General features: G+C 57.8%; 22 protein-coding genes and 1 tRNA gene. 14 read left to right on the top strand and 9 right to left on the bottom strand.

The window, feature by feature from the left end:
• The first annotated feature begins 9 nt into the window (after positions 1–9).
• Positions 10–2184, top strand: coding sequence for a bifunctional 23S rRNA (guanine(2069)-N(7))-methyltransferase RlmK/23S rRNA (guanine(2445)-N(2))-methyltransferase RlmL (rlmKL, locus tag ACP86_RS17910; protein WP_053114959.1), 2175 nt, complete (start codon positions 10–12; stop codon positions 2182–2184).
• Positions 2185–2332: 148 nt separating this feature from the next.
• On the opposite strand, the gene ACP86_RS17915 is transcribed toward rlmKL, so the two are convergent.
• Positions 2333–2941 (bottom strand): outer membrane beta-barrel protein, encoded by a 609-nt coding sequence (locus tag ACP86_RS17915; protein ID WP_053114960.1) that lies wholly within the window; start codon positions 2939–2941, stop codon positions 2333–2335.
• A 107-nt stretch (positions 2942–3048) separates the two neighbouring features.
• The gene (locus tag ACP86_RS17920) at positions 3049–3534 is read right to left on the bottom strand and encodes a hypothetical protein (protein ID WP_008172035.1); all 486 of its coding nucleotides are present in this window, start codon (positions 3532–3534) and stop codon (positions 3049–3051) included.
• 121 nt (positions 3535–3655) lie between these two features.
• Here ACP86_RS17920 and ACP86_RS17925 point away from each other — a divergent pair, with 121 nt between their 5' ends.
• The gene (locus tag ACP86_RS17925; RefSeq protein WP_008172033.1) at positions 3656–4945 is read left to right on the top strand and encodes a M18 family aminopeptidase; all 1290 of its coding nucleotides are present in this window, start codon (positions 3656–3658) and stop codon (positions 4943–4945) included.
• A gap of 56 nt (positions 4946–5001) precedes the next feature.
• Here ACP86_RS17925 and ACP86_RS17930 read toward each other — a convergent pair.
• Positions 5002–5077: transfer RNA gene (locus tag ACP86_RS17930), tRNA-Asn, on the bottom strand.
• 168 nt (positions 5078–5245) lie between these two features.
• Between ACP86_RS17930 and ACP86_RS17935 the strand changes: the two genes are divergently transcribed.
• Positions 5246–6115: a YheT family hydrolase gene (locus ACP86_RS17935; protein WP_227507749.1), complete on the top strand. Its 870-nt coding sequence runs from the start codon at positions 5246–5248 to the stop codon at positions 6113–6115.
• Positions 6116–6122: 7 nt separating this feature from the next.
• Here ACP86_RS17935 and ACP86_RS17940 read toward each other — a convergent pair whose 3' ends face one another.
• Positions 6123–6752: an arylesterase gene (locus ACP86_RS17940; RefSeq protein WP_008172029.1), complete on the bottom strand. Its 630-nt coding sequence runs from the start codon at positions 6750–6752 to the stop codon at positions 6123–6125.
• Between the two features lie 62 nt (positions 6753–6814).
• On the opposite strand from ACP86_RS17940, the gene ACP86_RS17945 reads away from it, so the two are divergent.
• Positions 6815–7534 (top strand): ABC transporter ATP-binding protein, encoded by a 720-nt coding sequence (locus ACP86_RS17945; RefSeq protein ID WP_008172027.1) that lies wholly within the window; start codon positions 6815–6817, stop codon positions 7532–7534.
• Positions 7534–10020, top strand: a complete 2487-nt coding sequence (locus ACP86_RS17950; protein ID WP_053114962.1) for an ABC transporter permease — start codon at positions 7534–7536, stop codon at positions 10018–10020. Before ACP86_RS17945 ends, ACP86_RS17950 begins: the two co-directional genes overlap by 1 nt.
• 12 nt (positions 10021–10032) lie before the next feature.
• Here ACP86_RS17950 and ACP86_RS17955 read toward each other — a convergent pair whose 3' ends face one another.
• From ACP86_RS17955 to ACP86_RS17970, 4 genes are all read right to left on the bottom strand, one after another.
• Entirely contained in the window at positions 10033–10815 is a 783-nt protein-coding gene (locus ACP86_RS17955; RefSeq protein ID WP_053114963.1) for a substrate-binding periplasmic protein, read from the bottom strand.
• Positions 10816–10983: 168 nt separating this feature from the next.
• A complete protein-coding gene (locus ACP86_RS17960) occupies positions 10984–12171 on the bottom strand; it encodes an iron-containing alcohol dehydrogenase (RefSeq protein WP_053114964.1) in 1188 nt (395 codons plus the stop codon).
• A complete protein-coding gene (locus ACP86_RS17965; RefSeq protein WP_008172020.1) occupies positions 12171–12716 on the bottom strand; it encodes a hypothetical protein in 546 nt (181 codons plus the stop codon). Before ACP86_RS17965 ends, ACP86_RS17960 begins: the two co-directional genes overlap by 1 nt.
• Positions 12717–12889: 173 nt before the next feature.
• On the bottom strand, positions 12890–14167 hold the full coding sequence (locus tag ACP86_RS17970) for a M48 family metalloprotease (protein WP_008172015.1): 1278 nt from the start codon (positions 14165–14167) through the stop codon (positions 12890–12892).
• Positions 14168–14192: 25 nt separating this feature from the next.
• Here ACP86_RS17970 and ACP86_RS23535 point away from each other — a divergent pair, with 25 nt between their 5' ends.
• From ACP86_RS23535 to ACP86_RS18010, 9 genes are all read left to right on the top strand, one after another.
• Positions 14193–14318, top strand: coding sequence for a hypothetical protein (locus ACP86_RS23535; RefSeq protein ID WP_008172013.1), 126 nt, complete (start codon positions 14193–14195; stop codon positions 14316–14318).
• A 47-nt stretch (positions 14319–14365) separates the two neighbouring features.
• Positions 14366–15106 carry a DUF599 domain-containing protein gene (locus tag ACP86_RS17975; RefSeq protein ID WP_053114965.1) on the top strand — a complete coding sequence of 247 codons (741 nt, stop codon included), beginning with the start codon at positions 14366–14368 and terminating at the stop codon, positions 15104–15106.
• Between the two features lie 18 nt (positions 15107–15124).
• Positions 15125–15595 carry a PaaI family thioesterase gene (locus tag ACP86_RS17980; protein WP_014576817.1) on the top strand — a complete coding sequence of 157 codons (471 nt, stop codon included), beginning with the start codon at positions 15125–15127 and terminating at the stop codon, positions 15593–15595.
• Positions 15592–16026: a PaaI family thioesterase gene (locus tag ACP86_RS17985; protein WP_008172009.1), complete on the top strand. Its 435-nt coding sequence runs from the start codon at positions 15592–15594 to the stop codon at positions 16024–16026. The genes ACP86_RS17980 and ACP86_RS17985 overlap by 4 nt, the downstream gene beginning before the upstream one ends.
• A gap of 248 nt (positions 16027–16274) precedes the next feature.
• Positions 16275–18167: a molecular chaperone HtpG gene (htpG, locus tag ACP86_RS17990; protein ID WP_053114966.1), complete on the top strand. Its 1893-nt coding sequence runs from the start codon at positions 16275–16277 to the stop codon at positions 18165–18167.
• Positions 18168–18173: 6 nt separating this feature from the next.
• Positions 18174–18392, top strand: a complete 219-nt coding sequence (locus tag ACP86_RS17995) for a DUF2835 domain-containing protein (RefSeq protein ID WP_008172004.1) — start codon at positions 18174–18176, stop codon at positions 18390–18392.
• Between the two features lie 364 nt (positions 18393–18756).
• On the top strand, positions 18757–20928 hold the full coding sequence (gene katG / locus ACP86_RS18000; protein WP_053114967.1) for a catalase/peroxidase HPI: 2172 nt from the start codon (positions 18757–18759) through the stop codon (positions 20926–20928).
• A 137-nt stretch (positions 20929–21065) separates the two neighbouring features.
• Positions 21066–22037, top strand: a complete 972-nt coding sequence (locus ACP86_RS18005) for a tRNA dihydrouridine synthase (protein ID WP_053114968.1) — start codon at positions 21066–21068, stop codon at positions 22035–22037.
• Between the two features lie 126 nt (positions 22038–22163).
• A complete protein-coding gene (locus ACP86_RS18010; protein ID WP_141201835.1) occupies positions 22164–23156 on the top strand; it encodes an MBL fold metallo-hydrolase in 993 nt (330 codons plus the stop codon).
• Positions 23157–23186: 30 nt separating this feature from the next.
• On the opposite strand, the gene ACP86_RS18015 is transcribed toward ACP86_RS18010, so the two are convergent.
• Positions 23187–24200, bottom strand: a complete 1014-nt coding sequence (locus ACP86_RS18015) for a class I fructose-bisphosphate aldolase (RefSeq protein WP_008171996.1) — start codon at positions 24198–24200, stop codon at positions 23187–23189.
• Positions 24201–24341: the final 141 nt, after the last annotated feature.

Here is a 24341-nt window from a genome sequence, read left to right on the forward strand (position 1 = left end):
GAGTTGAACTTGTCCAAATCTGTATTTTTCGTAACCTGCCCGAAGGGGGTGGAATACCTACTGGCGGACGAGCTCAGCACCTTTGGTCTGGATACCGTACGCAATGCCCCGGCCGGGGTCTGGGTGGAGGGTTCTCTGGAGGGTGGTTATCGCGCCTGTCTATGGTCGCGTCTCGCCAACCGGGTGATCCTTCACATTGATGAAGTGGACGCCAACAGCGGCGATCAGCTCTATGATGGCGTTGTTCACATGGACTGGCAGCAGCACATTCCTGTGCATGGCAGTTTCCGCGTTACGTTCCTCGGTCAGAACGAGGCCATCCGCAATACGCAATATGGCGCTCAAAGGGTCAAGGACGGCATTGTGGACCGGTTTCAGGCCAATGGCGGACCGCGGCCTTCAGTGGATGCCAAGAACCCGGATGTCATTGTCTCCGCGCGACTCAATCGTGGCCGCTTGTCCCTGGGCATTGATCTGAGCGGGCACAGTCTGCACATGCGCGGCTATCGTACGGATCAGGGCCTGGCACCCCTGAAGGAAAACCTGGCCGCGGCATTGCTGATGCGAGCGGGCTGGCCGGAGATTGCCGCCGCCGGCGGCGATTTCGTGGACCCGATGTGCGGTTCAGGCACCCTTGTGGTTGAAGCTGCCATGATGGCGCTGGATATGGCGCCCGGCCGCAAGCAGGAACGGTTCGGTTTCGAGAAGTGGCCGGGCCATCAGCCGGAGCTCTGGTTATCGCTGCGCCAGGAGGCGGAGCGTCGCGCCCACGAGGGCAAGCAAGGGCGGATCCCGAGAATGGCGGGCTTTGACCAGGATAGCCGGGTCATCGGGACCGCCTGGAAAAACATCCAGAGGGCAGGTCTGGAGAATGTTGTGCACGTTGAGGCTCGCGCAGTCGATGCCCTGGAACTGGAAGGCGACTGGTCTGATCGGGGGCTGGTCCTCACCAATCCCCCGTACGGTGAGCGGTTGAGTGAGCGCAGGGAGTTGGGCGGCTTGTACCAGGCACTGGGCGACGCGGTTAAACGCTGCGTTCCAGGCTGGCGCCTCGGTGTATTTACCGGAGCCCCGGAATTCGGCAAGTCCATCGGATTGAGAAGTTACAAGCAATACCGGCTTTTCAACGGCAAGCTGCCCGCCCAGTTGCTGCTGTTCGAGATAAATGAAGTGAGCGCCATGACACCGAGGACCCCGGATATTCCCGGTGAGGTCACCCCTCGGATTGCCAATGAGGAACGCGCGGCCATGTTGCGCAATCGCCTCAAGAAGAACGTGAAGACAATTGGGCAGTGGGCAAGAAAGCAGGGCATTGGTTGCTACCGCCTCTACGATGCCGATATGCCGGAGTTTGCGTTGGCGATCGATATCTATGAGGGGCGGGTGCACGTGCAGGAGTATGCGGCCCCGAAATCGGTGGATGAGCGTGCTGCTCGAGAACGCCTGGCGGAGGCCCTTGCAGTCATTCCCGAAGCACTGAGAGTGGAGCCGGAGGATATGGTGTGCAAGCAGCGCCAGCGGCAAACCGGCACCAATCAGTACGAGAAGCAGGCAGTCAGTGGCGAGTTTTTCAGGGTTCACGAACACGGCTGCGTGTTGAAGGTGAACCTCAAGGATTATCTGGACACGGGTCTGTTTCTGGATCATCGGCCGGTGCGGCACTGGATTCAGCAGCACTCGGCAAACCAGCGATTCCTGAACCTGTTCTGTTATACCGGCGCGGCCACTGTTCACGCTGTTGTTGGAGGCGCCAGCCGCTCGCTCAGTCTGGATATGTCAAAGACGTATGTCGGCTGGGCCGAGGAGAACCTTGCACTGAACGGAGCCGACCCCAAGAAGCATCGGGTAGAGCAGGCAGACTGCCTGGCCTGGCTGGCAGACCGGAAAACGGCGGACCAACGGTTTGACCTGATTTTCATGGATCCGCCGACCTTTAGCAACTCTGCCCGTATGGCCGGCGTTCTGGATATCCAGAAGGATCATCCCACGCTGGTCAGGCAGGCCATGGCAAGGTTGAGTTCCGATGGGTTGCTGATCTTTTCCAACAATTTCCGACGCTTCAAGCTGGACGAGACACTGGAAAGCGAGTTCGAGGTTGCTGAAGTGACGCGGGATACCCTGGACAAGGATTTTCAACGCAACGCCCGCATTCACCGGTGCTGGCATATTCGCCACAAGGCCTGAATTTACGGGAGTACCGGCAGGATTGGCTGCCTCTCATGGAACCGCTACGAGCACATCCATGTGCGCTTGAGTGAAGCCATCCATGGCTTCACACATTCCATGAGAGGCAGCCAATCCCGCCTTTGCGAACGCCTGAGTCAGCTGTTTCTCAGAACTCGTAGCGCAGTCCGCCGGAAAACTGGAAGGTGTTCGCATCCGTTCCTGTGTCTTCGAAAAGCTTTCCGCCTTCGAAGACCAGAAACGTATCGTCCATCACTTCGAAATCAAGCCCAGCAATCCAGCTGATGGAGAAGCCGCTGTCCGGGAACTCGCCTTCGAGATCCAGGTAGGGGTTGTTGCGATCATTTGCGGGATCGCTGATCTCGCCTTCGCCGTGGATATAGGAAAAGCCGAACTGGCCGTAGAGGTTTGCATAGTCGGTGATCGGGTAGTGCAGGCCCATGTACCAGCTGGCGTAGTAGTCAACGCTCAGCGTCAGGTCACTGTCCGGTACCTCGGCGTCTTTGAAGCCGCCACCGGCCCGCAGCTCGGCGTGAAACAGATCGGTTATGTGGCCACCCACCACCAGTGTTCCGCCTGTGCCCCAGGCGGTTTCCTTGGTGTTTTCACCGATGGTGCGGTGGTTGTAGGTGGTTGCCAGCAGCCCGATGTAGTGTTTGTCGGCCCTTGGCGTTTCCTGGGCCAGGGCGGCCTGGGATGCGAGGAGCAGGGCAGGGACAAGCGGACAGACGAGGGGCGTTCGCACAACCTTGTTCATTGTTATCGGGCTTCCTGACATGGGCGAATACGGGCTGATTCTGCCTCGTGTAACCGTTTGTTACGTCGACCCGTGTCACACTTCCCCCTGTCAATTCCTGCTGTTTCTCAATCCTCGTCGAACAGGCCCTCTTCCCGCGCCATCAGCAGCAGTGCGTAGACGCCATTTTCAGGCAACTGGGGTTCCAGGCTTTCCTCGAACAGGAGCTGGCGGCGGCGGTCTTCCAGGGTTTCGCTGTCCAGGCCTGTGATCAGCTCACTGATGGGTGCGATTTCGAACGGGGCCTCCTGTGCCACGGCCGTGAAAATGAGGTCTACCAGAATCTCGTCCGGATCGAGGCCGTCCACGAAGACGGTCTGGTCGGGCAGATCCTGGTGCAGTTCCCGGACCAGCTCGATCAGGGGCACGCCCTGTTCTTCAAGGTAGAGAAGGTCGACATCACCCAGGTCACCATCTTCCGGGAGCCAGTCGTCGGAAGGGGCGATAACCACGGTTTTCATTCGGCCGTCTTCCAGCGACCAGGCCATGGCGGTGGGAAACAGCGCATCGTCGGTCTGGCAGTATTCAATGTCGAGAAATCTCGGTGCTGGCACGTTGGGCTCCCGGTGATGGTTGATTTGTGACCCGGTTATAGGGAATGTCCGTTGACGCAGTATGAGGCTTTACGGCTTCATGCCATACTGTTGGCGCAATTATCTTTTAATCAGGGACATCATGGAACACGCTGAATTTAACAAAGATTTATTGAAGTTTCTGAACACTTCCCCCACACCCTGGCATGCGGTCGACACCATGAAACAACGGCTGAGTGCGGCCGGGTTTCAGGAGCTGGATGAGCGGGAAGACTGGTCGCTGGTGAGCAACCAGGGCTATTACGTTGTCCGTAACGGCTCCTCAATTGTCGCCTTCCGAGCTGGCAACAAAGATGTCACCACCTCGGGAATCCGCATGGTGGGTGCTCATACCGACAGCCCCTGCCTGAAGGTCAAGCCGAACCCTGAGCTCCGCCGCAAGGGCTTCTTCCAGTTGGGTGTCGAAGTTTACGGTGGTGTGCTGCTGAATCCCTGGTTTGACCGGGATCTTTCCCTGGCCGGTCGGGTGACGGTGCTGGATGAAGACGGCAAGGTACGGGACACCCTGGTGGATTTCCGTAAGCCTGTGGCATTCATTCCGAGCCTGGCAATCCATCTTGATAGAGAAGCCAACAGCAATCGCACGGTTAACCCACAGACCGATCTGCCACCGGTTCTGATGCAGGTTCCTGAGAGCGATACCACCAGCTTCGTGGATCTGCTGTCCCAGCAGGTCAAGTCGGAGACCGGGCTCACTGTCCGCAAGGTCCTGGGGTACGAGCTCAGTTTCTACGATGCCCGTGAAGCCTCGTTTGTCGGATTGCGTGATGATTTCATCGCCTCGGCTCGCCTGGACAACCTTCTGAGTTGTTATATTGGCCTCCAGTCGCTGCTGAAAACCTCCGGGGACGAAGCCGCGTTGCTGGTCTGCAACGATCACGAGGAAGTTGGCAGTATGTCTGCCGAAGGTGCACAAGGGCCGTTCCTGACAGCGGTTCTGGACCGCTGGGTCGGCGCTGGCAAGGCTCGTGCTATTGCCAACTCAATGATGGTGTCGGCGGACAATGCCCATGGCATTCATCCGAATTACATGGATAAACATGATGAGAATCATGGCCCGATTCTCAATCAGGGGCCGGTGATCAAGGTCAACCATAACCAGCGGTACGCCACCAACAGTCGATCGGCAGCAGTTTACCGGCACATCAGTGACGAGCTGGGGTTGCCTCACCAGACCTTTGTGGTTCGGAGCGATATGGGCTGTGGCAGCACCATTGGGCCCCTGACGGCGGGGAACCTGGGTGTAACCACGCTGGATATTGGCGTGCCCCAGTTCGGTATGCATTCCATTCGGGAGCTGATTGGCACCGAGGATGGGTTCACGTTGTTCCGGGTGCTGACCGAATTCATGCAGCGCGAGCAGATTTTCTGAGGCCGTAAACGAAAAATGCCGCTGGTTCAGAAGAATCAGCGGCATTTCGGAATAAGTGGCTCCCCGAGCTGGGCTCGAACCAGCGACAAACGGATTAACAGTCCGTTGCTCTACCAACTGAGCTATCGGGGAACAGCATCAAGTGGCGCGCATATTAAGCGCTTTGGTTTACGGGGTCAACCCCCTGATATGAAAGGCTAAAAATTGTACGAAAGCAGGACTCTTCACTACCGGCCCCCGCCGTGGTTGCGCAACGGTCACGTTCAGTCTGTCTGGCCCACACTGTTTCGCAAAGTCCCGATGGTGGAACCGGAGCCGGAAGTGATCGCCACACCGGATGACGACGAACTGCACCTGGACTGGTACCGGCAGGGTAGCGATCGACTGGCCATCGTGTCTCACGGTCTGGAAGGTCACAGCAGGCGGCCCTACGTGCTCGGTTTAACTCGCGCCCTGCTTCGGGAAGGCTGGGATGTTCTTGCCTGGAACTTCCGCTCTTGCGGCGGGGTTATGAATCGGCAACCGAGGTTCTATCACAGCGGCGCCACCGAGGATCTCGGCCTGGTGGTCAACCACGGGTTGTCAGGTGCTTACGACACCCTGTTTCTTTCCGGGTTCAGCATGGGGGGCAATTTGACGCTGCTTTATCTGGGCGAACAGGGCGAGCGTGTTGATAGCCGGATCTGCGGAGCCGTTGCCTATTCGGTTCCCTGCGACCTGGCCGGCAGCGCAGATATGCTGGCGTTGCCCAGCAGGAAGATCTACATGCAGCGCTTTCTCCGGGATCTGAAGGTAAAAATGGAGGAAAAGGCGGAGAGGTTTCCGGACCTGATTGATATTTCGGGGTTTGATGCCATTCGCAGCTTTCATGAGTTTGATGACCGCTACACCGCGCCTCTGCACGGTTTCCGCAATGCCCGGGATTACTGGGCCCAGTGTTCAGCATTGGGGCGAATGCGAGATATCCGCGTGCCGGCGCTGATGGTGAATGCCGCTGACGACCCATTTCTGTCGGCGCGCTGTTTTCCGGAATCCCGGCGGGAGCTGGGCGCTCATGTGCGCCTCGAAGCTCCTCGTTGGGGCGGCCACGTCGGGTTTGTCGAGCATTCGAAAGATGGCTTTTATTGGTCAGAGCGCCGTGCGCTGGCATTCCTCCAGGGATTGACCTGAACCATCTTTATTGCAGGATCGGTTTGAGCACCGGCCAGACATTCTCCAGCAGTTTGCCCTGGGCTTCCTCGGTCGGGTGAATCCCGTCGTCCTGCATCAACCCGGCCTGGTTGTAGATGCCGTCGAGGAAAAAGGGAACCAACGCGGTGTCGTATCGGTCAGACAGCTTCGGATAGATTTCGGCAAACATCTCTGTGTAGCGCTGTCCGTAGTTGGGCGGTATCTGCATGCCCACCAGTACGGCGCGAGCACCCGAGGTCTGCACCTTTTCGATCATGGAGGCGAGATTGGATTCGATTACGTTGGGGGGGAAGCCGCGAAGGCCATCATTGCCACCCAATTCAATGACCACGACGTCGGGCTCGTTCTCCTCAAGGAGATCAGGCAGCCGGCGGGCACCGCCATCCGTGGTTTCTCCGCTGATGCTGGCATTGACCACTTCCCAGTCGCTCAACCCTTTGCTCTCGAGCCGGTTTCTCAGCAACTGCACCCAGGCAGTTTCGGAGGGCACTCCATAGGCCGCACTGAGGCTGTCACCTACGATGAGCAGCGTGTTTTGACTGGCCACTGCCGGCAGCGCCAGCACGGCAAACACGAGAAAAAGAATTGATCTGACGTACACCAATGCCGTATGCATAGACAACCAATACACCTTTAAGCCGTTTTCGAGACCCAGGATCGGGAGATTCCGTGAATCAGATGACCAATGTTAACCCGGATAGCCAGAGCCCAATGTTACGGGTAGATAACCTGACCCACCGCGTCAGTGTTGAAACCGATACGCTCACGATCTTGCAAGGGGTCACTCTCGAAATCAATCGGGGAGAATCCGTAGCCATTGTCGGGCGCTCCGGTTCTGGTAAAACCACCCTGTTGGGTTTGCTGGCGGGTCTTGATACGCCCAGCGAGGGGACGGTGGAGCTGGACGGCTCGGTGATCAGCAAGCTCAGCGAGGATGAGCGGGCAAAACTCCGCGCACACCGGGTTGGTTTTGTATTCCAGTCTTTCCAGCTTTTGCCGGCGCTAACCGCGCTCGAGAACGTTATGTTGCCGCTGGAACTTGCCGGCATGGCGTCGCCGGAGAAGAGGGCCCGTGAGCTACTGGAACGGGTTGGGCTTGGCGAACGGCTGACCCACACACCCAGACAGCTCTCCGGTGGTGAGCAGCAGCGGGTTGCCATCGCGCGGGCATTTGCGTCTGAGCCGCTGATCCTGTTCGCTGACGAGCCGACGGGTAACCTGGATAACCGCACCGGTCAGGCAGTGTCTGATCTCTTGATGGCGTTGAACCGGGAGCAGGGCACAACGCTGGTGATGGTAACCCACGATGAACACCTGGCGGCTCGCTGCAATCGGCAGTTCCATATTGAAGCCGGCGTTCTGAGCGAACCGGAAGCAGCCCAGGAGATGGCGCACTGATGGCTGCTGCAAAAAAACTCATGTCGGTTCGCCGGGACTGGCGGGAACGGGATGTTCGCGTCGTTCTGGCCGCTCTCATCATCGCCGTTGCCACTGTCGCCACCATTGCCCTGTTTGCCAGTCAGCTTCAACGCACCCTGGTTTCTTCAGCCAGCTCGTTCCTGGCAGCGGATCGCCAGCTTGAGGCAGAGAATGGCCGACCGATTCCGGACGCCTGGCTTCAGGAAGCCGCCGATCAGGGCCTGAAAACCGGTCGAATGGTGGAATTCTCCACCATGGTGTTCGGTGACGAGAATTTCCAGCTGGTGTCAGTCAAGGCCGTGAGCAATGAATATCCGCTTCGTGGCGATATCGAAATCCAGCGGAACCCGACAGGTACCCGGGAGCTGGTAAATCAGGGGCCCGGGCCAGGAGAGGTCTGGATCAACCCGCGCTTGCTCAGGCTGCTGGATCTCGAAGTCGGCGAGTCGCTTGAAGTTGGTAATCTGAATCTTACCGTGTCCGGCCTGCTCATCCGGGAGCCGGACGGCGGTTTCCGGCTGTCGGCACTGGCCCCCCGCGTGATGATGCATGTGGATGATGTGGCCGCCACCGGGGTCATCCAGGAGGGCAGCCGGGTTGAATACGTCTACCTGTTTGCCGGTGATGAAGCTGCGCTGGAATCGTACTACCAATGGTTGGAACCCAGACTCGAACCCAGTCATGAATGGGCGGGTGTCCGGGATGGCGAGACCTTCTCGCGCTCACTCGAGCGAGCCGAGCGATTCCTGCTGTTGGGTGGCAGTCTTGCAGTCCTGCTTGCCGCCGTGGCCGTGGCTGTGGCGAGTCGTCAGTATGCCCTTTCCCAGCGCGATACCGTGGCACTTCTGAAAACGCTGGGGCTCAGCGGTGCGGGTATTGGCGGTCTGTACCTCAAGCGCCTCGCGCTCTGGGGTGTCACCGGGATCGTGGGCGGACTGCTGGTCGCGATGCCGCTGTACTGGTTGCTGATTCACATGCTGAGCCAGGTGCTTGAGCGCCCGGTGGAATTTCAGCTCGATCCGTCTGCATTGGTGCCCGCCTTGCTGACGGCACTGGTCTCTCTGTTTGCGTTTGCCTATCCTCCCGTTCGCAGGCTTCGCAATGTTCCGGCGATGCGTGTACTGCGCAGCCAGCCCGGTGAAACCGGGCGCGAGGCCCTGCCGGATATGATAATTGCCATTGTGGCGGTTTTCGGGCTTGTGTGGATGTATGCGGGCGAACTTGCCCTGGTGGTTTCCCTTCTGGGGGGGCTTGCGTTGCTGCTCGGGGCACTTGGCCTGGTGGGTTGGCTGTTGGTTGCAACACTGCGCAAGGTTCGCGGCGGTGGTAACGCCTGGCGTTTGGCCCTGGTGGGGCTGTACCGGCATCGCCGGGCCAGTCTTTCCCAGATTGCCGTATTTGCGATGACGTTGATGCTGGCGGCCACGCTGATATTGGTGCGTACCTCTTTGTTGACAGACTGGCAGGCCCAGTTGCCGGATGACGCGCCCAATCATTTCCTGATCAATATTGCACCGGAAGCGGTCGAGGACGTCGATTCGTTCTGGCAGGAGCGTGGCCAGCCACTGGACAAACTTTACCCGATGGTTCGAGGACGCTTGACCGAACTCAATGGTCAGCCAGTCAAGGAAACGGTCAGCAAGGATGAGAATGTTAATGCTCTCAACCGTGAACTGAACCTGACCTGGATGTCGGCCTTGCCGGACGACAACGAGATAGTCGAGGGCGCCTGGTTTGGTGAAAACCAGAAGGAAGGTGTCTCGGTGGAAGCGGAGCTGGCCGGAAAGCTGGGACTGTCACTGGGCGACGAACTGACGTTCACCATTGGCTCGGAAAAGGTGACAGAAGCCGTCACCAGTATTCGGACGGTCCAGTGGGACAGCATGAAGCCCAATTTCTACATGGCGTTCCCGCCGGAGGGCGGGCTCACCGAGATGCCCGCGACCTGGATTACCAGTTTTTACCTGCCCAAGGACAAGAAAGATGCCCTGAACGAATTTTCCCGGCAGTTCCCGACGGTTTCCGTTCTGGAAATTGATCATGTGATCGAGCGGATCCAGGAGATCGTCCGTCAGGTAACCCAGGCGATTGAAGCCATTCTGGCGTTGATCCTTGCCGCCGCGCTGGTGGTGATGGCTGCAGTCGTCAGTGCGACGCTTCAGGATCGACAGCGGGAAGGCGCGCTGCTGCGAACACTTGGCGGGCGCCAGAGGTTGCTGGTTCGCAGCACCATGCTCGAATTTGCGTTGCTGGGTGGTTTTGCGGGTGTGCTTGGAGTGGTTGCCGCCGAAGCGGCAGTCTGGGCGCTTCAATTCAGGATGTTCGAGGGCACGTTCCAGTGGCACTGGCACGTGGTGCTGCCGATTCCAATCGTAAGCGCCGTTGTTCTTGCCCTGTTCGGCCGCTGGCAGCTACGGCCGGTGTTGAGTGTATCGCCGATGCTGTTGTTGCGACGCCTTGAGTAGCACCGGGCGGCTTCAGCGGTAGTTGGCGAGAATGGCATCCAGCTCGCCATTCGCCTTCATCTTCGCCAGTTCTTCGTTGAACTGGCTGGCAAAGGGCTGCCAGTCTTTACGCAGCATCAGTCGGAACCCGTAATTGCTGATGCCTTCGCTGCTGATGTCGAAATGCTGCCGCAGACCCTCGTTTCTGAGAATCCACTTTCCGACGAGCCGGTCGGCGACCGCGGCGTCGAAACGGTCACCGTGCAGTACAAAGGTGAACATGTCCTTGTCTCTGGCAACATCAAAGCGGCGAATCCGACCTTCCTCGAAGTAGGGCTCAAGCAGCGGATAACGGTAGCCGAGGTGGGTGACAATGGTTTTGGAGATCAGATCGTCCGGGCTCTCGTAGTAAAAGCTGGATTGTGCTGGTACAAAAAACACTTCCTCGATGTCGACTATCGCATCGGTAAACAGGAATTTCTCCGGGTCGTCCGCCCACTCTTGAGCCCTTGGTGTGGCATCGATGTATCCATCAAGCAGCATCTGATCTACACGTTTACGGGGGATTTGCTCAGCGATTACCCGGTATCCAAGCCTCTGGGCTACCTCGGACACCACATCCCACATGATTCCTGATGGTTGGCTCTGGTCACCGATGAGATAGGGTGGGTAACCATTGGGGGAAATATTGAAGCGGAAAACCTTTTGTTCGCCAGAGGCATCCTGTGAGGCAAAAACTGGCGAGGAAAGTGCAGTCAGTACAAGAAGAAGGACGCCAAGAGTGGCATTAACAGGGCGGGGATATCGGTTTTGCATGTGGTGGGGCTCTCTACGGAACAGTACTGTAGGTGGATAATGAACCCGGCTATCATCCCTGCCAGAATTGGCTAATTCTCCTCTCTTGCTTGATCAATTTCAATGATGTGAAGTCTATCTTCACACAAGGCAAACGCCGGGGGCCAGGCAGGGCCCCCGGCGAAACAGTCACGCCCAGGCGCGGCGCAGAACCGAGCGGGCATCCTCCAGCGTTACTTCCTTCGGATTAAACATTATGGAACCATCATCCAACGCCATTTCAGCGATGTGGTCCAGCTGTGCCTCGGTTACCTTACCGGTTTCCTTGAGTGTCCGGGGCAGCTGGCAGCGCTTGTACAAAGCATCCCGCAACTTCCGGATCGCGGAAATACTGGCCTCTGCCCGTCGGCTTGCCGGTGTTGCTGCAAAGACTTTGGGGCCCTCGAGATACAGTAAAAGTTCACCCAGGGGTTCCCGGATGGTTTCAAGGTTGTACTCCAGGGCGTAGGGCAGGTAAAGACTCATGCAGAGGCCGTGGGGCAGGTGGCAGACGGCGCCGGTGGCGTGCCCCAGGGCATGCACCAGACCCACCATGGAGTTGGAGAAGGCGATGCCGGCCATGGTCGAGGCTTGCGCCAGCTCCAGTCGTCCGTCGCTGTCTTTCGGGTTGTCCATGACCTGAAGGAGTGACTGGCTGATTTTCTTGATAGCCGCGGTCGCGTAGGCGTCACTCAATGGGTTTTTCGCCATGCAGGTGAACGCTTCGGTTGCGTGGGTCATGGCGTCCATGGCTGTGGCGGCAGTAATGTGCGGCGGCAGGGTGAGGGTCATGCGCGGGTCAATGATGGCCGCGTTTGGCAGCAGGAACGACGACGTGAAGGGCAGCTTGACGCCCTTGGCTTCATCGGTGATGACCGCAACCGATGTAACTTCCGAACCGGTCCCGGCTGTTGTCGGCACCACGAAGAAGGGCTTGAGCGGATGCTTGAGCACACCGGCACCGCTGTACTTGGCGATATCGTCACCACCCTCGGAAACCAGGATGTTGACGGCCTTGCCGGTATCGATCGCCGAACCGCCGCCCACGGCGATGATGGAGTCGCACTTTTCCTGACGATAGATGCCGGCGATATCGCGTACCACCGTGGTCGAGGAGTCAGGCGGAACGTCATCATAGATGGTGGTTATTTCCAGCCCGCTTTCCTCGCAAGCTGCGATCACGGGTTCCAGGAGGCCCGCAGCCCGCACGCCCTTGTCGGTTACGATCATTGGCCGTTTGGCAGCCATTCCGGTCAGCTCGTAAGGGATGTGTTCAAGGGCGGCCTTGCCGGCAATGACTTTTACCGGGCAGAAGAACTCATAGTATTTATTGGTCATCACGCTCTCACTGTCTCAACGAAATTGGTGGCAACTTTCAGGTAAATGCGCGCGGCGCTGATCAGCTTTTCCGGCAGGTGGAGGTCGGCCGGGTATTCCTTCACGGCGCGCTCGGCGACCATTTTCGGCAGGATGAAGGACTCAAGCCGGTTCAGTACCCGCGTCATCCGCACGGCATAGCTGATGTCGCCATCCACCAGCATGCGGTCATTGGCGAAAGCCACTGATGTTTTTTCCTGGAAAGACAGCACCAGGAAAGCGTGGGCGATGTGCTTGAACTGAATCGACAGGTCGATCGGCCGTGGGGCCTTGTCACCGTGGTAACGGAAACGCCCCTGGCCGGTATGCTCGACGATCAGCTTTGAGCCATCCGGCATCACCATCATCTCAAACAGGAAACCGTCAGGTAGTGCCCGGGCTTCGTTCTGAACCTTCTCGTCCACCTCGCTCACAGCCTGCAGGGCTCGCCCCATCACCTGGAACATCAGTTCCACGTACAGTCGGCGCGCCTGGAAGACCATGGGCTGGATACGTTTCGCTAGCATGTCCGTCATCCAATCGTTGTTGATGTCATCTGATTTTTAGAGTTATTGCTCTAAAAGTCAATGGAGGCGATGACAGAAGATGTGCGTCAGACCGGCAATCTTGATCCCGGGCAATAAAAAGGCCGGAATCCCTCGGGACACCGGCCTTCTAAAGTCTACGATTCCGGCGGCAATTATTGCGTGAGTGCCGCCAGTTTACGTTTGGCCTCTTCAGCTACGTCCCCACCGGCTTCGGCGGCCTTGCTGTAATAGGCAATGGCTTCATTCCGGTTATTCTGTTTTACCGCAACATCGCCCAGTCGAAGGAAGGCAATGGAAGTGGGGACGGTTTCATTGGCTTTGGTCAGATTCTCCCTGGCCTTGTCCAGATTGTTGAGCCTCAGAGCATTCAGGCCATTGTAAAGGCGATACTTGAACATCTCGGGGTAGAGCTCCACCGCCTTTTCAAAGTCGGCCGCGGCCTTCTCTGTTTCCTTCTGGTCCTGATAAATGCGGCCGCGAAGGGCATAGAACATGGCTTCCCGTGGCAGCAAACGGATGGCTTCGTTGATCTTGTCCAGCGCGGGCTTCATCTCGCCTTTGGAGGCCAGCTCCATGGCCTTGTCATGGGCATCGTAAGCCGGTTGCAGCGAGCGGAGTTTGGCCATCTTGCGTTCATAGACGTCCTCACCGCGGTAGCCACCCGCGCCAACCTTCTGCACCAGTTCCCGGTTCTCCTGCACGCGTTTCGCTGAGGGCGGGTGGGTTGCGAACAGGCCATCAATGAAACTGGACTGACGCCCTTCGGATAGTTTCAGGAACAGCTCCTGAAGCTCCACCGCCGCCTGTGGGTCATAGCCGGCTTCTTTCATGTAGAGAATGCCGTAGTGGTCGGATTCGAGTTCATCGCCCTGGCTGTATTGCGCCAGCGCAAGTTGCGCCCCAAGGGCAGCACCACCCATGATCAGACCGGCCCATTCGTTGTCCGACAGGGCAAAACCAAGTCCGGCAACGCCGGCGCTGATCAGCATTCCCTGCTGCATGCGCTGAACACTGTGCCGGGCTGCCGCATGAACAATCTCGTGCCCCAGAACCGAGGCAAGCTGAGCCTCGTCGTCAAGCTCTGTCAGCAGGCCACGGTTAATGGCGATCTTGCCTCCGGGAAGGGCCCAGGCATTGGGTACACTGCTGTTCAGAACCACGAATTCGTAGGGCAGGTCCGGTCTGTCGCTGACCCTGGCCATTTTCTGGCCAACCTCGCTTACATAGAGCGTCAGCTCCGGATCCACATAAAACCGACCGCCCTGGGTTTGCTGGGTGGGCACGTACTGCTCGGCGCCCATGGCGAGCTCCTGGCTTTCACCGATCAGCGAAAGCTGATTTTCCCCGGTAACCGGATTGACCGAGCAGCCGCTGAGTGTCAGTGCCAGCGCAATGGCTACCAGGCTGTTTTTGATGGCAGACAGGTTCACAGTAAGCTCCCTTTTGGATGATGCGATGTCGGGTTCGTTCAAAACAGTTGCCCGCTTCCTGAATGGGCAGTTTATAGCACATGATCGGCCATCAGTGGATTACCGCAACCTGCCCGGCGGTGGTGACGAGCAGGCCCTTGGCGTATCATAAGCGTCTGTTCCCGCTCTGTTTCACCAACTTCGCACCCAAGGCAACCCATGAGTAATTTACTCGAACTGATCGCTTTGCTCTGGTTCCTCGTCTGCTGGCTGGGTTATACCGAATACTCGAAACGCCGTGCCGCGGACCGTCCCTGCCTGTCCAACACCCTCGACCTTTACCGGGAGGACTGGATGCGCGTCATGTTGCGGCGGGAAAACCGGATTGCCGATGCGTCTGTGGTCGGAAACCTGGAGCGCAACGGTGCGTTTTTCGCCTCCAGCTGCCTGCTGATTCTCGCGGGTATTATCACCGCTCTCGGCTACACCCAGGAAGTCATGGAAGTATTCAGTACCATGCCCTTCGCCACATTGCCGACCCGGGAAATCTGGGAACTTCGCATGGTGGTGCTGTTGGTGGTCTTTATCTACGCCTTTTTCAAATTCACCTGGTCCATGCGGATGTACAACTTTGTGTCGGTGATGGTGGGCAGTGCCCCTCCGCCAGACGACACCAAAACCAGCCCCGCTGGCAGGGAGGCGTTTGCACGAAGTGCCGGCAACATCTGCAATCTTGCCGGCGATGCCTTTAACCTTGGGCTGCGGTCCTACTATTACGCACTTGCCGTGGTAGGCTGGTTTATTCACCCGATTGTCTTCATGGCGGCGTCCACTCTGGTTGTTGTCGTTCTCTATCGACGCGAGTTCTGTTCGACGGCACTGGAAGCATTGAGGGCGGGGAAGGTCTTCGAGGAGCCGCTGCCCGGCAAGGCGGAAAACAGCCCAAAACCTAAAAGCTGATCCACAGGTTGAATCTGAATGAACGATGATATCCGACGGAAACGGGTTAGCCGTTTTATAGCCACCCTCAACCAGGCCAACGAGCTTGGTCTGTCGGTTACCGAGGCCACAAAAGGCAGCCTGACACTGTGCCTGCCCTACAGTGACCGCATTATCGGTAACCCGGACACCGGGGTGATTCACGGTGGGGCCATCACCACACTGATGGATACCACATCAGGGTGCGTGATCCTCTGTGCCCTGGAAGATTTTGAGCTCTGCCCGACGCTGGACCTGCGCGTGGACTACATGCGCCCGGCCCAGCCCCGCAAGCCGGTTTATGCCCGGGCTGAAACCTACCGGGTAACCCGGAACATCATTTTTACCCGCTGTGAGGCGTACCAGGAAGGCGGTGAAACCATTGCCAACTGCGTGGCCACCTTCATGCGTATCGGGAAGGATGCCAGCCCGAAACATTACCGGGACCTGATTACCGGAGGTGAAGAATGACCGATCCTGAAATCCTGCGTTACACCCAGGAGACCGGTGACTTCAGCCGCATGCTCAGCAGCATTCCCTATGCCACCTGGATTGGTCTTCAGTGTGAGCAGTTTGGAGACGACCTGATTTTCCGTCTGCCCTGCAAAGACTCCAACCTGGGTAATCCCATCCTGCCGGCCATCCACGGTGGCGTGATCGGTGGCTTCATGGAGATGTCTGCCAACATCTACCTGATCATGTCCCAGGAAAGTCTGCGCATGCCCCGTATCGTCGACTTTTCCCTGGATTACCTCAGGGCCGGTCTCAATCGCGAGACCTACGCCGAATGCCGCCTGACCCGCCAGGGCAACCGCGTTGCCAACGTGATGGTCAGCGCCTGGCAGAAATCCCGCTCGCAACCCATTGCGACTGCCAGGGCGCACTTCCTCCTCGAAGACTGATCTTGCCTATACTCCGGGGCTTGAAATGCCCCGGTGTGCCCCCACTTTTTGCTCAGACTGAGATTTTTGTGCAGGAGCGAGCACGGAGGCCGTTCCGAAACACGCTGTGAATACGTCCATGTACGCTCGGCTCCGCCATCCATGGCTCCGCACGGTTTCGGAACGGCCTCCGCGCTCACTCTCAAAACTATGAGGTAACTCGGGCACAACGCCGTGCCTGTTTATTCGTTTCAGGAGACTAAAACGCCATGACGGTTGAAGCCAATAAAGAAACGCTTGGATTCCAGACCGAGGTGAAGCAACTGCTTCACCTGATGATTCACTCGTTGTATTCCAACAAGGAAATCTTCCTTCGTGAGCTGATTTCCAACGCTTCAGATGCCGAAGACAAACTGCGTTTCGCAGCGCTGAAGGACGACAGCCTGTATGAAAGCGATCCTGAGCTGAAGATTCGCCTGGATTTTGACGAAGAGGCGAATACCGTCACGCTCACCGACAACGGTATCGGTATGACCCGTGACGATGTTATCCAGAATCTTGGCACCATTGCCCGTTCCGGTACGGCTGAATTCCTCCAGCAGTTGTCCGGCGATGAGAAGAAGGACAGCAAGCTGATCGGTCAGTTCGGTGTTGGGTTCTATTCGGCGTTTATTGTTGCCGACAAGGTTGATGTATTTACCCGCCGCGCGGGTGCGCCTTCAGAAGAAGGTGTGCATTGGGAGTCCAAGGGTGACGGCGAGTTTTCCATCGAGCAGGTCAATCTGAATAACCGCGGCACCCAGATCGTCCTGCATCTGAAGGCAGACGCCAAGGAATTCGCCAACGGCTGGAAGCTGCGCAGTCTGGTGAAGAAGTACTCGGATCATATTTCCTTCCCGGTTGTCATGAAGGCCGAATCCGACGAAGGTGAGAAGAAGGACGAGTACGAAACCGTTAACGATGCGACAGCGCTCTGGACACTCCCCCGTACCGAGATCAAGGACGAGGAGTACAAAGAGTTCTACAAGCACATCGCCCACGATTTTGAAGACCCGCTCACCTGGTCCCACAACAAGGTGGAAGGCAAGCTGGATTACACCAGCCTGCTGTATATCCCGGCCCGTGCACCGTTTGATCTGTACAACCGTGAAGCGCCCCGTGGCCTGAAACTGTACGTGCAACGCGTGTTCATCATGGACGACGCCGAGCAGTTCCTGCCGCTTTACCTTCGCTTTGCCAAGGGCGTGATCGATTCCAACGATCTGTCCCTCAACGTGTCACGTGAGATCCTGCAGAACGACAGCACCGTGGAAAGTATCCGCACCGCGCTCACCAAGCGGGTCCTCGATATGCTGTCCAAGCTGGCCAAGAAGGATTCCGAGCAGTATCAGAAGTTCTGGGGCGAGTTCGGCACGGTCTTGAAAGAAGGCCCGGCGGAAGATTTCAGCAACCGCGAGAAAATTGCCGGCCTGCTGCGCTTCGCCTCCACTCACACCGGTGAAAGCGCACAGAACGTGTCGCTGGATGATTACATCGGCCGGATGAAGGAAGGGCAGAAAAAGCTTTACTACATCACCGCCGACAACTTCACAGCCGCCAAGAGCAGCCCGCATCTGGAAGTCTTCCGCAAAAAGGGCATTGAGGTGCTGATCCTTACAGATCGCATCGACGAGTGGATGATGGGTTACCTCAGCGAATACGACGGCAAGCAGTTGCAGGATGTTGCCCGTGGCGACCTGGACCTGGGCGAGGTCGAGACCGAGGAAGACAAGAAGCACAAGGAAGAGGCGGCTGAAGAGCACAAGGACCTTCTGGAGCGCATCAAGAATGCCCTGAGCGACAGGGTGCAGGAGGTGCGTGTAACCAACCGCCTGACCGATTCACCGGCCTGTCTGGTGGTAGGCGATTTCGATATGGGCGCCCAGATGAAGAAGATCATGGAAGCTGCCGGCCAGAAAGTACCGGACAGCAAACCGATCTTCGAGATCAATGTTGATCATCCGCTGGTCCAGCGACTCGAAAGCGAGAAGGGCGAAGAGCGGTTCAATGAGCTCTCAGCGGTTATCCTGGACCAGGCCACCCTGGCCAGCGGAGAGCAACTCCCGGACCCCGGTGCCTATGTCACCCGTCTGAACCGCCTGCTGCTTGAACTGGCGAACTGATCGCCGATGCAGCAGATTATTGTGGATATCAGCATCAGCCCTGATGAGTGGATCAAGCTCTATCAGGGCGTTGCCACAGATGTTCACACCACGGCCCGGGACGGACGCTCTGTCCGATTCCCGGCCCGTATCCTCTCCCGTTTTTACCTTCGCGATGGCATTCGCGGCAGTTTCCGCATCGTCTTTGACGACGCCGGCAAGTTTTCATCCATTGAGCGGCTCTGACCGACCAGCGCTCCATCCATAAATAAAAACTCTCACAAATTTATTTTTAATTAATTGTATTGAGCCATCGGTCCCGCGCTACGGTGGAGCTGTTCTCGTTAGGCAGGAGCAGATCCATGTCCAATGTAATGTCACTCAGTCGTTCAATCGCATGGCCGGACTTTTTAGACATTCTGGCGAGATATTCAAGTGATTACGCTTGTGCCCAGTAAGGCAGAGAACCCGCAAATATTGCGGGAAATCCTATAGGCGCACGCTATCCGGGACATAAGAAATACTCAGAGCAGATTATTGGGTGTGTCCTATAGTTAGAAGTGCCTGAATCAAAGCAGTGTCGTTTTGCCAACCCAATGAGGAGAGAAAAATGACAGACAACAACAGTGCGGGCGGAAAGTGTCCCGTAATGCACGGTTCAAACACTCAGGAAAAAGCCGACGTAGCTGGCTGGTGGCCTGAGAACCTCAATCTCGACATCCTTCATCAGCACGACCGCAAAACCAATCCTCTCGGTGAAGACTTCGACTACCGGGAAGAAGTGAAAAAGCTTGATCACGAAGCCCTCGAAAAAGACATGCACGAGCTGATGACCAACAGTCAGGAATGGTGGCCTGCCGATTGGGGGCATTACGGCGGCCTGATGATTCGACTGGCGTGGCACGCCGCTGGAACCTATCGCCTGGCCGACGGTCGTGGTGGTGCCGGCACCGGTAACCAGCGGTTCGCTCCGCTGAACTCCTGGCCCGACAACGGCAACCTCGACAAGGCACGCCGCCTTCTGTGGCCGCTTAAGAAAAAATACGGCAACAAGGTGAGCTGGGCCGACCTGTTTATCCTGGCCGGTAATGTTGCCTATGAGTCGTTTGGCCTGAAGACCTTCGGTTTCTCTTATGGCCGCGAGGACATCTGGCATCCGGAAAAAGACATCTACTGGGGTGCGGAAAAAGAGTGGTTGGCGCCGTCTGACAGCCGGTATGAAGACGTCGACAAGCCCGACACCATGGAGAACCCGCTCGCTGCAGTGCAGATGGGCCTGATTTATGTGAATCCTGAGGGCGTGAACGGTGTGCCGGATCCGCAGAAGACCGCGGAGCAGGTGAGAACGACCTTCGCCCGCATGGCGATGAACGATGAAGAAACCGCAGCGCTGACCGCTGGCGGCCATACGGTGGGCAAGGCTCACGGTAATGGCGACGCCGATGCCCTCGGCCCGGAGCCGGAAGGGGCTGACGTTGAAACCCAGGGCTTTGGCTGGATGAACCCGAACCTCGACGGCAAGGCGACCAACGCGGTTACCTCTGGCATCGAAGGTGCCTGGACCTCGAATCCGACCAAGTTCGACATGGGCTACTTTGATCTGCTGTTTGGCTACGAGTGGCAGCTGACCAAGAGCCCGGCTGGTGCGAACCAGTGGGAGCCGATCGACATCAAAGAAGAGCACATGCCGGTTGATCCGACTGATCCGTCCGTCCGTCGCAAGCCGATGATGACCGATGCCGACATGGCAATGAAGGTAGATCCGAAGTACCGCGCAATCTGCGAGAAGTTCATGGCAGATCCCGAGTACTTCAAAGACTGCTTCGCCCGTGCCTGGTTCAAGCTGACCCACCGCGACATGGGGCCCAAGTCCCGCTACATCGGACCGGGTGTACCTGATGAAGATCTGATTTGGCAGGATCCTGTTCCCCAGGGCGAGACCAATTATATTGAGGAAGTGGTCAAGCAGAAGATTGCCGGGGCCGGTTTGAGCCTGAACGAGCTGATCTGCACCGCGTGGGACAGTGCCCGTACTTTCCGCGGCTCAGACATGCGTGGTGGTGCAAACGGTGCGCGGATTCGCCTGGCGCCCCAGAAGGACTGGGAGGGTAACGAGCCCGATCGTCTGGATAAGGTGCTGAAGGTTTACGAGCAGATTTCGACTGACACTGGCGCCAGCGTTGCTGACGTGATCGTGCTTGGCGGTAACCTTGGCATCGAGATGGCAGCCAAAGCAGCCGGCCACGAGGTTCACGTTCCCTTCCTGAAGGGTCGTGGTGACGCTACCGACGAGATGACGGATGCCGAATCCTTCGATCCGATGGAGCCGCTGGCTGATGGCTTCCGCAACTGGCAGAAGAAGGACTACGTGGTCAAGCCGGAAGAAATGCTTCTGGATCGTGCCCAGCTGATGGGACTGACAGCGCCTGAAATGACCGTCCTGCTGGGTGGCATGCGGGTGCTCGGTACCAACTACGGCGGCACCAAGCACGGTGTATTCACCGATCGCGTTGGCCAGTTGACCAATGATTTCTTCGTCAATCTGACCGATATGTCGAATCGTTGGGAGCCGACTGGCAAGAACTCGTACAACATCGTGGATCGCAACAGTGGCAATACCAAGTTCACTGCGACCCGTGTTGATCTCGTGTTCGGTTCCAACTCGATCCTGCGTGCCTACGCAGAAGTGTATGCCCAGGACGACAACGAAGAGAAGTTCGTGAAAGACTTCGTTGCAGCCTGGACCAAGGTCATGAACGCCGACCGGTTCGACGTCGAATAAGACCTGTAAGCAAGCGATTGGACACCCCGGTTTCGGGGTGTCCGTCTATCAACTTCCCGCCAAATTCCTTACAATCCGCTCCGTCTGATTTTTGATCAGTCTCACCTCGAACAGACCCTGTAATTGCTGGAGCACTCATGCGCATCATTCTCGCCCCAATGGAAGGGCTGGTTGACGCACCCATCCGTGAAACCCTGACCGGGGTAGGCGGCATCGACCGTTGCGTAACGGAATTCGTTCGTGTCACCCATGGCATGCTGCCACCGAGAGTGTTCTACAAATACGCCCCCGAATTGTACAACCGGTCGCTCACTCAAGTGGGCACCCCCGTTGCCGTTCAGCTGCTGGGTTCAGACCCTCACCAGATGGCGCGCCACGGCGTGCGTGCGGCAGAACTCGGTGCCACCCAGGTGGATATCAACTTTGGTTGCCCGGCCAAAACGGTCAACAAGCACAAGGGTGGCTGTGTGTTGATGCGCGAGCCGGAGCTCATGCATGACATCGTCGCCGCTGTCCGTCAGGCTGTACCAGCGCATGTGCCGGTCACAGCCAAGATGCGGCTGGGGTATGACGACCGATCCATGGGTGTGGCTTGTGCCCAGGCGTTGGAAGCGGCGGGCGCGGCGGAGATTGTCATTCATGCCCGGAGTAAAGTAGACGGATATAAGCCGCCGGCCTATTGGGAGGAAATCGCCCGGGCCCGGGAGGCTGTCAAAACCCACATAATTGCCAATGGCGAAATCTGGAGTGTCGCGGACTACTGGCGTTGCCGTGAGGTGTCCGGCTGCGATGACGTGATGATTGGGCGTGGCCTGATCGCCCGGCCAGACCTAGCCCGGCAGATCAAGGCCAGCCAGCAGGGCGAAACGGTGCCGGATATGACCTGGCCGGAAGCTGTCGCCCTGGTTCGTGAGTACGCTACGGTTCTGCAGGGCTGGCTTGAGGACCGCTATGTGACCGGTCGTATCAAACAATGGCTTAACTTTCTCCGCCAGGGTTTCGCCGAGGCAGAGACGCTCTGGCCCGAGGCCCGGAAAATCCGTCAGGTGGCGCCCATGATGGCATGCCTGGAACAGCGGGTTATCCTGACGGGCTCCCGCGCTGCCTGATTCTCATTCAAGCGCACCCATTCAATCCCCACGCGTTGACCTTCCCGCCGCCTAAACTGGTATCAAAGGGCTTGTCGTTCGTATCAATACCGGTACCAATAAAAAACGAGTGGGAGGACGAACAACATGTTCAGAGCAGGTTTGCGCAACACGATGGCCTTTGCCGGAGTGTCTGTCTGTATGCTATTCGGCGCCGCTATGCCGGCTGCCGCCGACGACCACGTGGTGAAAGTCACACCCCTGGGTAGCCACGATGGAGAGTTCTGTGGCCGGGACCGGGCGCTGGTCTTTGAAGATCCTAATGGCACCCGAATTCTCTATGACGCCGGCAGAACGGTCGCCGGTCCGGATGATCCCCGACTGGGCAAAATTGATGTTGTTCTGGTTTCCCACATGCATGGGGACCATGTGGGTGATCAGCGTATCAGCAAGACCAATCAGGGCACGTGCGGATCTCCGGACACCGGCGTTTCAACATTGCCACAATCCAATACTGTTGATATTGCGGTAAAACACGGTTCAAAAATTGTTACGGGTAGCGAAATGCCCGCCTTCTTTGCTGCCAAGCTGAAAGATGCCGGCGGTGATCCTGCAAACTCGCTGTTGGTTCGGTTCGGTGGCGAGCGTGAGGTTGGCGGCGTGGCAATTACGACCGTGCCGGCTGTGCACAGCAATGGCGTATCGCCTTCGTTCCTCACCGGGCCACTGGCAGAGTATCTGGCTGCCGCGGGTGTTGGCGCCAGTGTCGGACCACCCACGGGCTACGTGCTCAGGTTCTCCAACGGCCTGGTGGTCTACCTGTCCGGTGACACTGGCATTACTGCCGAGCAAAGGCTGGTCGTGAAGGATCACTACGGTGCGGGGCTTGTGGTGATGAACATCGGTGATACGTTCACCACCGGACCGAAACAGGCCGCCTACGTAATCAATGACCTCGTGCAACCGAAGGCGGTTATCGCCTCCCACGCCAACGAACCTGCGACCTCCGGTGGCATGGTGCAGGAAGGAACGCGCACGGCTCTGTTCCGGGATTCAGTGACAGTGCCGGTTCATGTGCCCCTCAGTGGCCGCACCATGGCGTTCAATGGCATGGCGAGCTGCGTCTCCGGCTGCAACTAAGGGAACTGGGGCACGCAGGGCTGTTGCCGGTCAGTCTTCCATCTCCGGTCGGTAATGGCCCGCGCGAGCGGCACCGTTCAGGCGGGCCCGCTTCAGCATTGCTGCCTGAGCCTCCGGACCATTGTCCAGATTGCCGGCCCAGGCCTTCTGTGCCGGTTCCTGCAAAGCCCGTCCGTAAGAGAAGCTCAACTCCCAGGGCTGCGCGCCCATGCTGTTCATGGCGTTCAGATTGAGAGTGGCTTCTTCCGGTGTCTGGCCGCCCGAGAGGAAGAAAATGCCGGGTACCGCAGCCGGTACCGCCCTGCGAAAAACATCGAGAGTCGCTGTCGCCACGGCTTCCGGGGATGCCTTCGGGCTTTCCTTGCCCGGCGTCACCATGCTGGGTTTGAGGATCATGTATTCCAGTGCCACCTTGTGTCGGTAAAGGGCGTGGAACACCTCCCGAATCACCGCCTCGCTGACTTCCGCGCAGCGCTCGATGGAATGGTTGCCATCAATCAGTACTTCCGGCTCAACGATCGGCACGATACCCAGGGACTGGCAGATCGCCGCATAGCGGGCGAGAACCTCGGCATTCGCCTCGATCGCCTGCCGTGAGGGCAGGGTGTCCGATATATGGAACACATCCCGCCACTTGGCGAACCGGGCCCCCTGGTTTTTGTAGATTTCCAGGCGGTCCTCCAGACCATCCAGGCCAAAGGTGATTTCATCACCGGGGGCATTCACAAGAGGGCCTTTGCCCTTGTCTACCTTGATGCCCGGCACAATTCCTTTGCTGGCCAGCAGCTTTGGCATGGGAACATTATCCAGGCTCTGCTGGCCGAGAGTCTCTTCAAACAGAATGACCCCGCTGATGAATTCTCCGAGCCCGGAAGCCGAGAAAATAAGGCTTCGGTACTCCCGGCGCATATCTTCGCTCGACTCCACGCCAACGGCCTTGAAACGCTTGGCAATGGTCGGGTGGCTTTCATCAGCGGCGAGAATTCCCTTGCCGGGCTGAACCAGTTCCCGGACGGTAGAGTTGAGTTCTTCCTGAATGGTCATGGTGAGCTCCTGGTTGATCCTTGAAAGTCTGATGGTCGTTCGGCCCGCCACTCTATTGTAGACGTTGAATAGCGGTCTGGAATTTGATCTGCGCTAAGGCAGAAACCGATCTCCTGAATTAGGCTGTAAATGATAACAACA

This window comes from Marinobacter sp. CP1, assembly GCF_001266795.1.
In the GTDB taxonomy this organism is placed as follows: Bacteria; Pseudomonadota; Gammaproteobacteria; order Pseudomonadales; family Oleiphilaceae; genus Marinobacter; species Marinobacter flavimaris.

Bases quoted from the DNA above. Each gene is read 5' to 3' on its own strand.
- ACP86_RS17935 (WP_227507749.1), top strand. From the start codon at position 5,246: ATGGTGGAACCGGAGCCGGAAGTGATCGCCACACCGGATGACGACGAA.
- ACP86_RS17960 (WP_053114964.1), bottom strand. From the start codon at position 12,171: ATGACCAATAAATACTATGAGTTCTTCTGCCCGGTAAAAGTCATTGCC.
- ACP86_RS17985 (WP_008172009.1), top strand. From the start codon at position 15,592: ATGACCGATCCTGAAATCCTGCGTTACACCCAGGAGACCGGTGACTTC.
- htpG (WP_053114966.1), top strand. From the start codon at position 16,275: ATGACGGTTGAAGCCAATAAAGAAACGCTTGGATTCCAGACCGAGGTG.
- ACP86_RS17925 (WP_008172033.1), top strand. From the start codon at position 3,656: ATGGAACACGCTGAATTTAACAAAGATTTATTGAAGTTTCTGAACACT.
- ACP86_RS23535 (WP_008172013.1), top strand. From the start codon at position 14,193: ATGTCGGGTTCGTTCAAAACAGTTGCCCGCTTCCTGAATGGGCAGTTT.
- ACP86_RS18010 (WP_141201835.1), top strand. From the start codon at position 22,164: ATGTTCAGAGCAGGTTTGCGCAACACGATGGCCTTTGCCGGAGTGTCT.
- ACP86_RS17940 (WP_008172029.1), bottom strand. From the start codon at position 6,752: ATGCATACGGCATTGGTGTACGTCAGATCAATTCTTTTTCTCGTGTTT.
- ACP86_RS17955 (WP_053114963.1), bottom strand. From the start codon at position 10,815: ATGCAAAACCGATATCCCCGCCCTGTTAATGCCACTCTTGGCGTCCTT.
- ACP86_RS17965 (WP_008172020.1), bottom strand. From the start codon at position 12,716: ATGCTAGCGAAACGTATCCAGCCCATGGTCTTCCAGGCGCGCCGACTG.
- ACP86_RS18005 (WP_053114968.1), top strand. From the start codon at position 21,066: ATGCGCATCATTCTCGCCCCAATGGAAGGGCTGGTTGACGCACCCATC.
- ACP86_RS18015 (WP_008171996.1), bottom strand. From the start codon at position 24,200: ATGACCATTCAGGAAGAACTCAACTCTACCGTCCGGGAACTGGTTCAG.
- ACP86_RS17980 (WP_014576817.1), top strand. From the start codon at position 15,125: ATGAACGATGATATCCGACGGAAACGGGTTAGCCGTTTTATAGCCACC.
- ACP86_RS17915 (WP_053114960.1), bottom strand. From the start codon at position 2,941: ATGAACAAGGTTGTGCGAACGCCCCTCGTCTGTCCGCTTGTCCCTGCC.
- katG (WP_053114967.1), top strand. From the start codon at position 18,757: ATGACAGACAACAACAGTGCGGGCGGAAAGTGTCCCGTAATGCACGGT.
- ACP86_RS17945 (WP_008172027.1), top strand. From the start codon at position 6,815: ATGACCAATGTTAACCCGGATAGCCAGAGCCCAATGTTACGGGTAGAT.
- ACP86_RS17950 (WP_053114962.1), top strand. From the start codon at position 7,534: ATGGCTGCTGCAAAAAAACTCATGTCGGTTCGCCGGGACTGGCGGGAA.
- ACP86_RS17975 (WP_053114965.1), top strand. From the start codon at position 14,366: ATGAGTAATTTACTCGAACTGATCGCTTTGCTCTGGTTCCTCGTCTGC.
- ACP86_RS17995 (WP_008172004.1), top strand. From the start codon at position 18,174: ATGCAGCAGATTATTGTGGATATCAGCATCAGCCCTGATGAGTGGATC.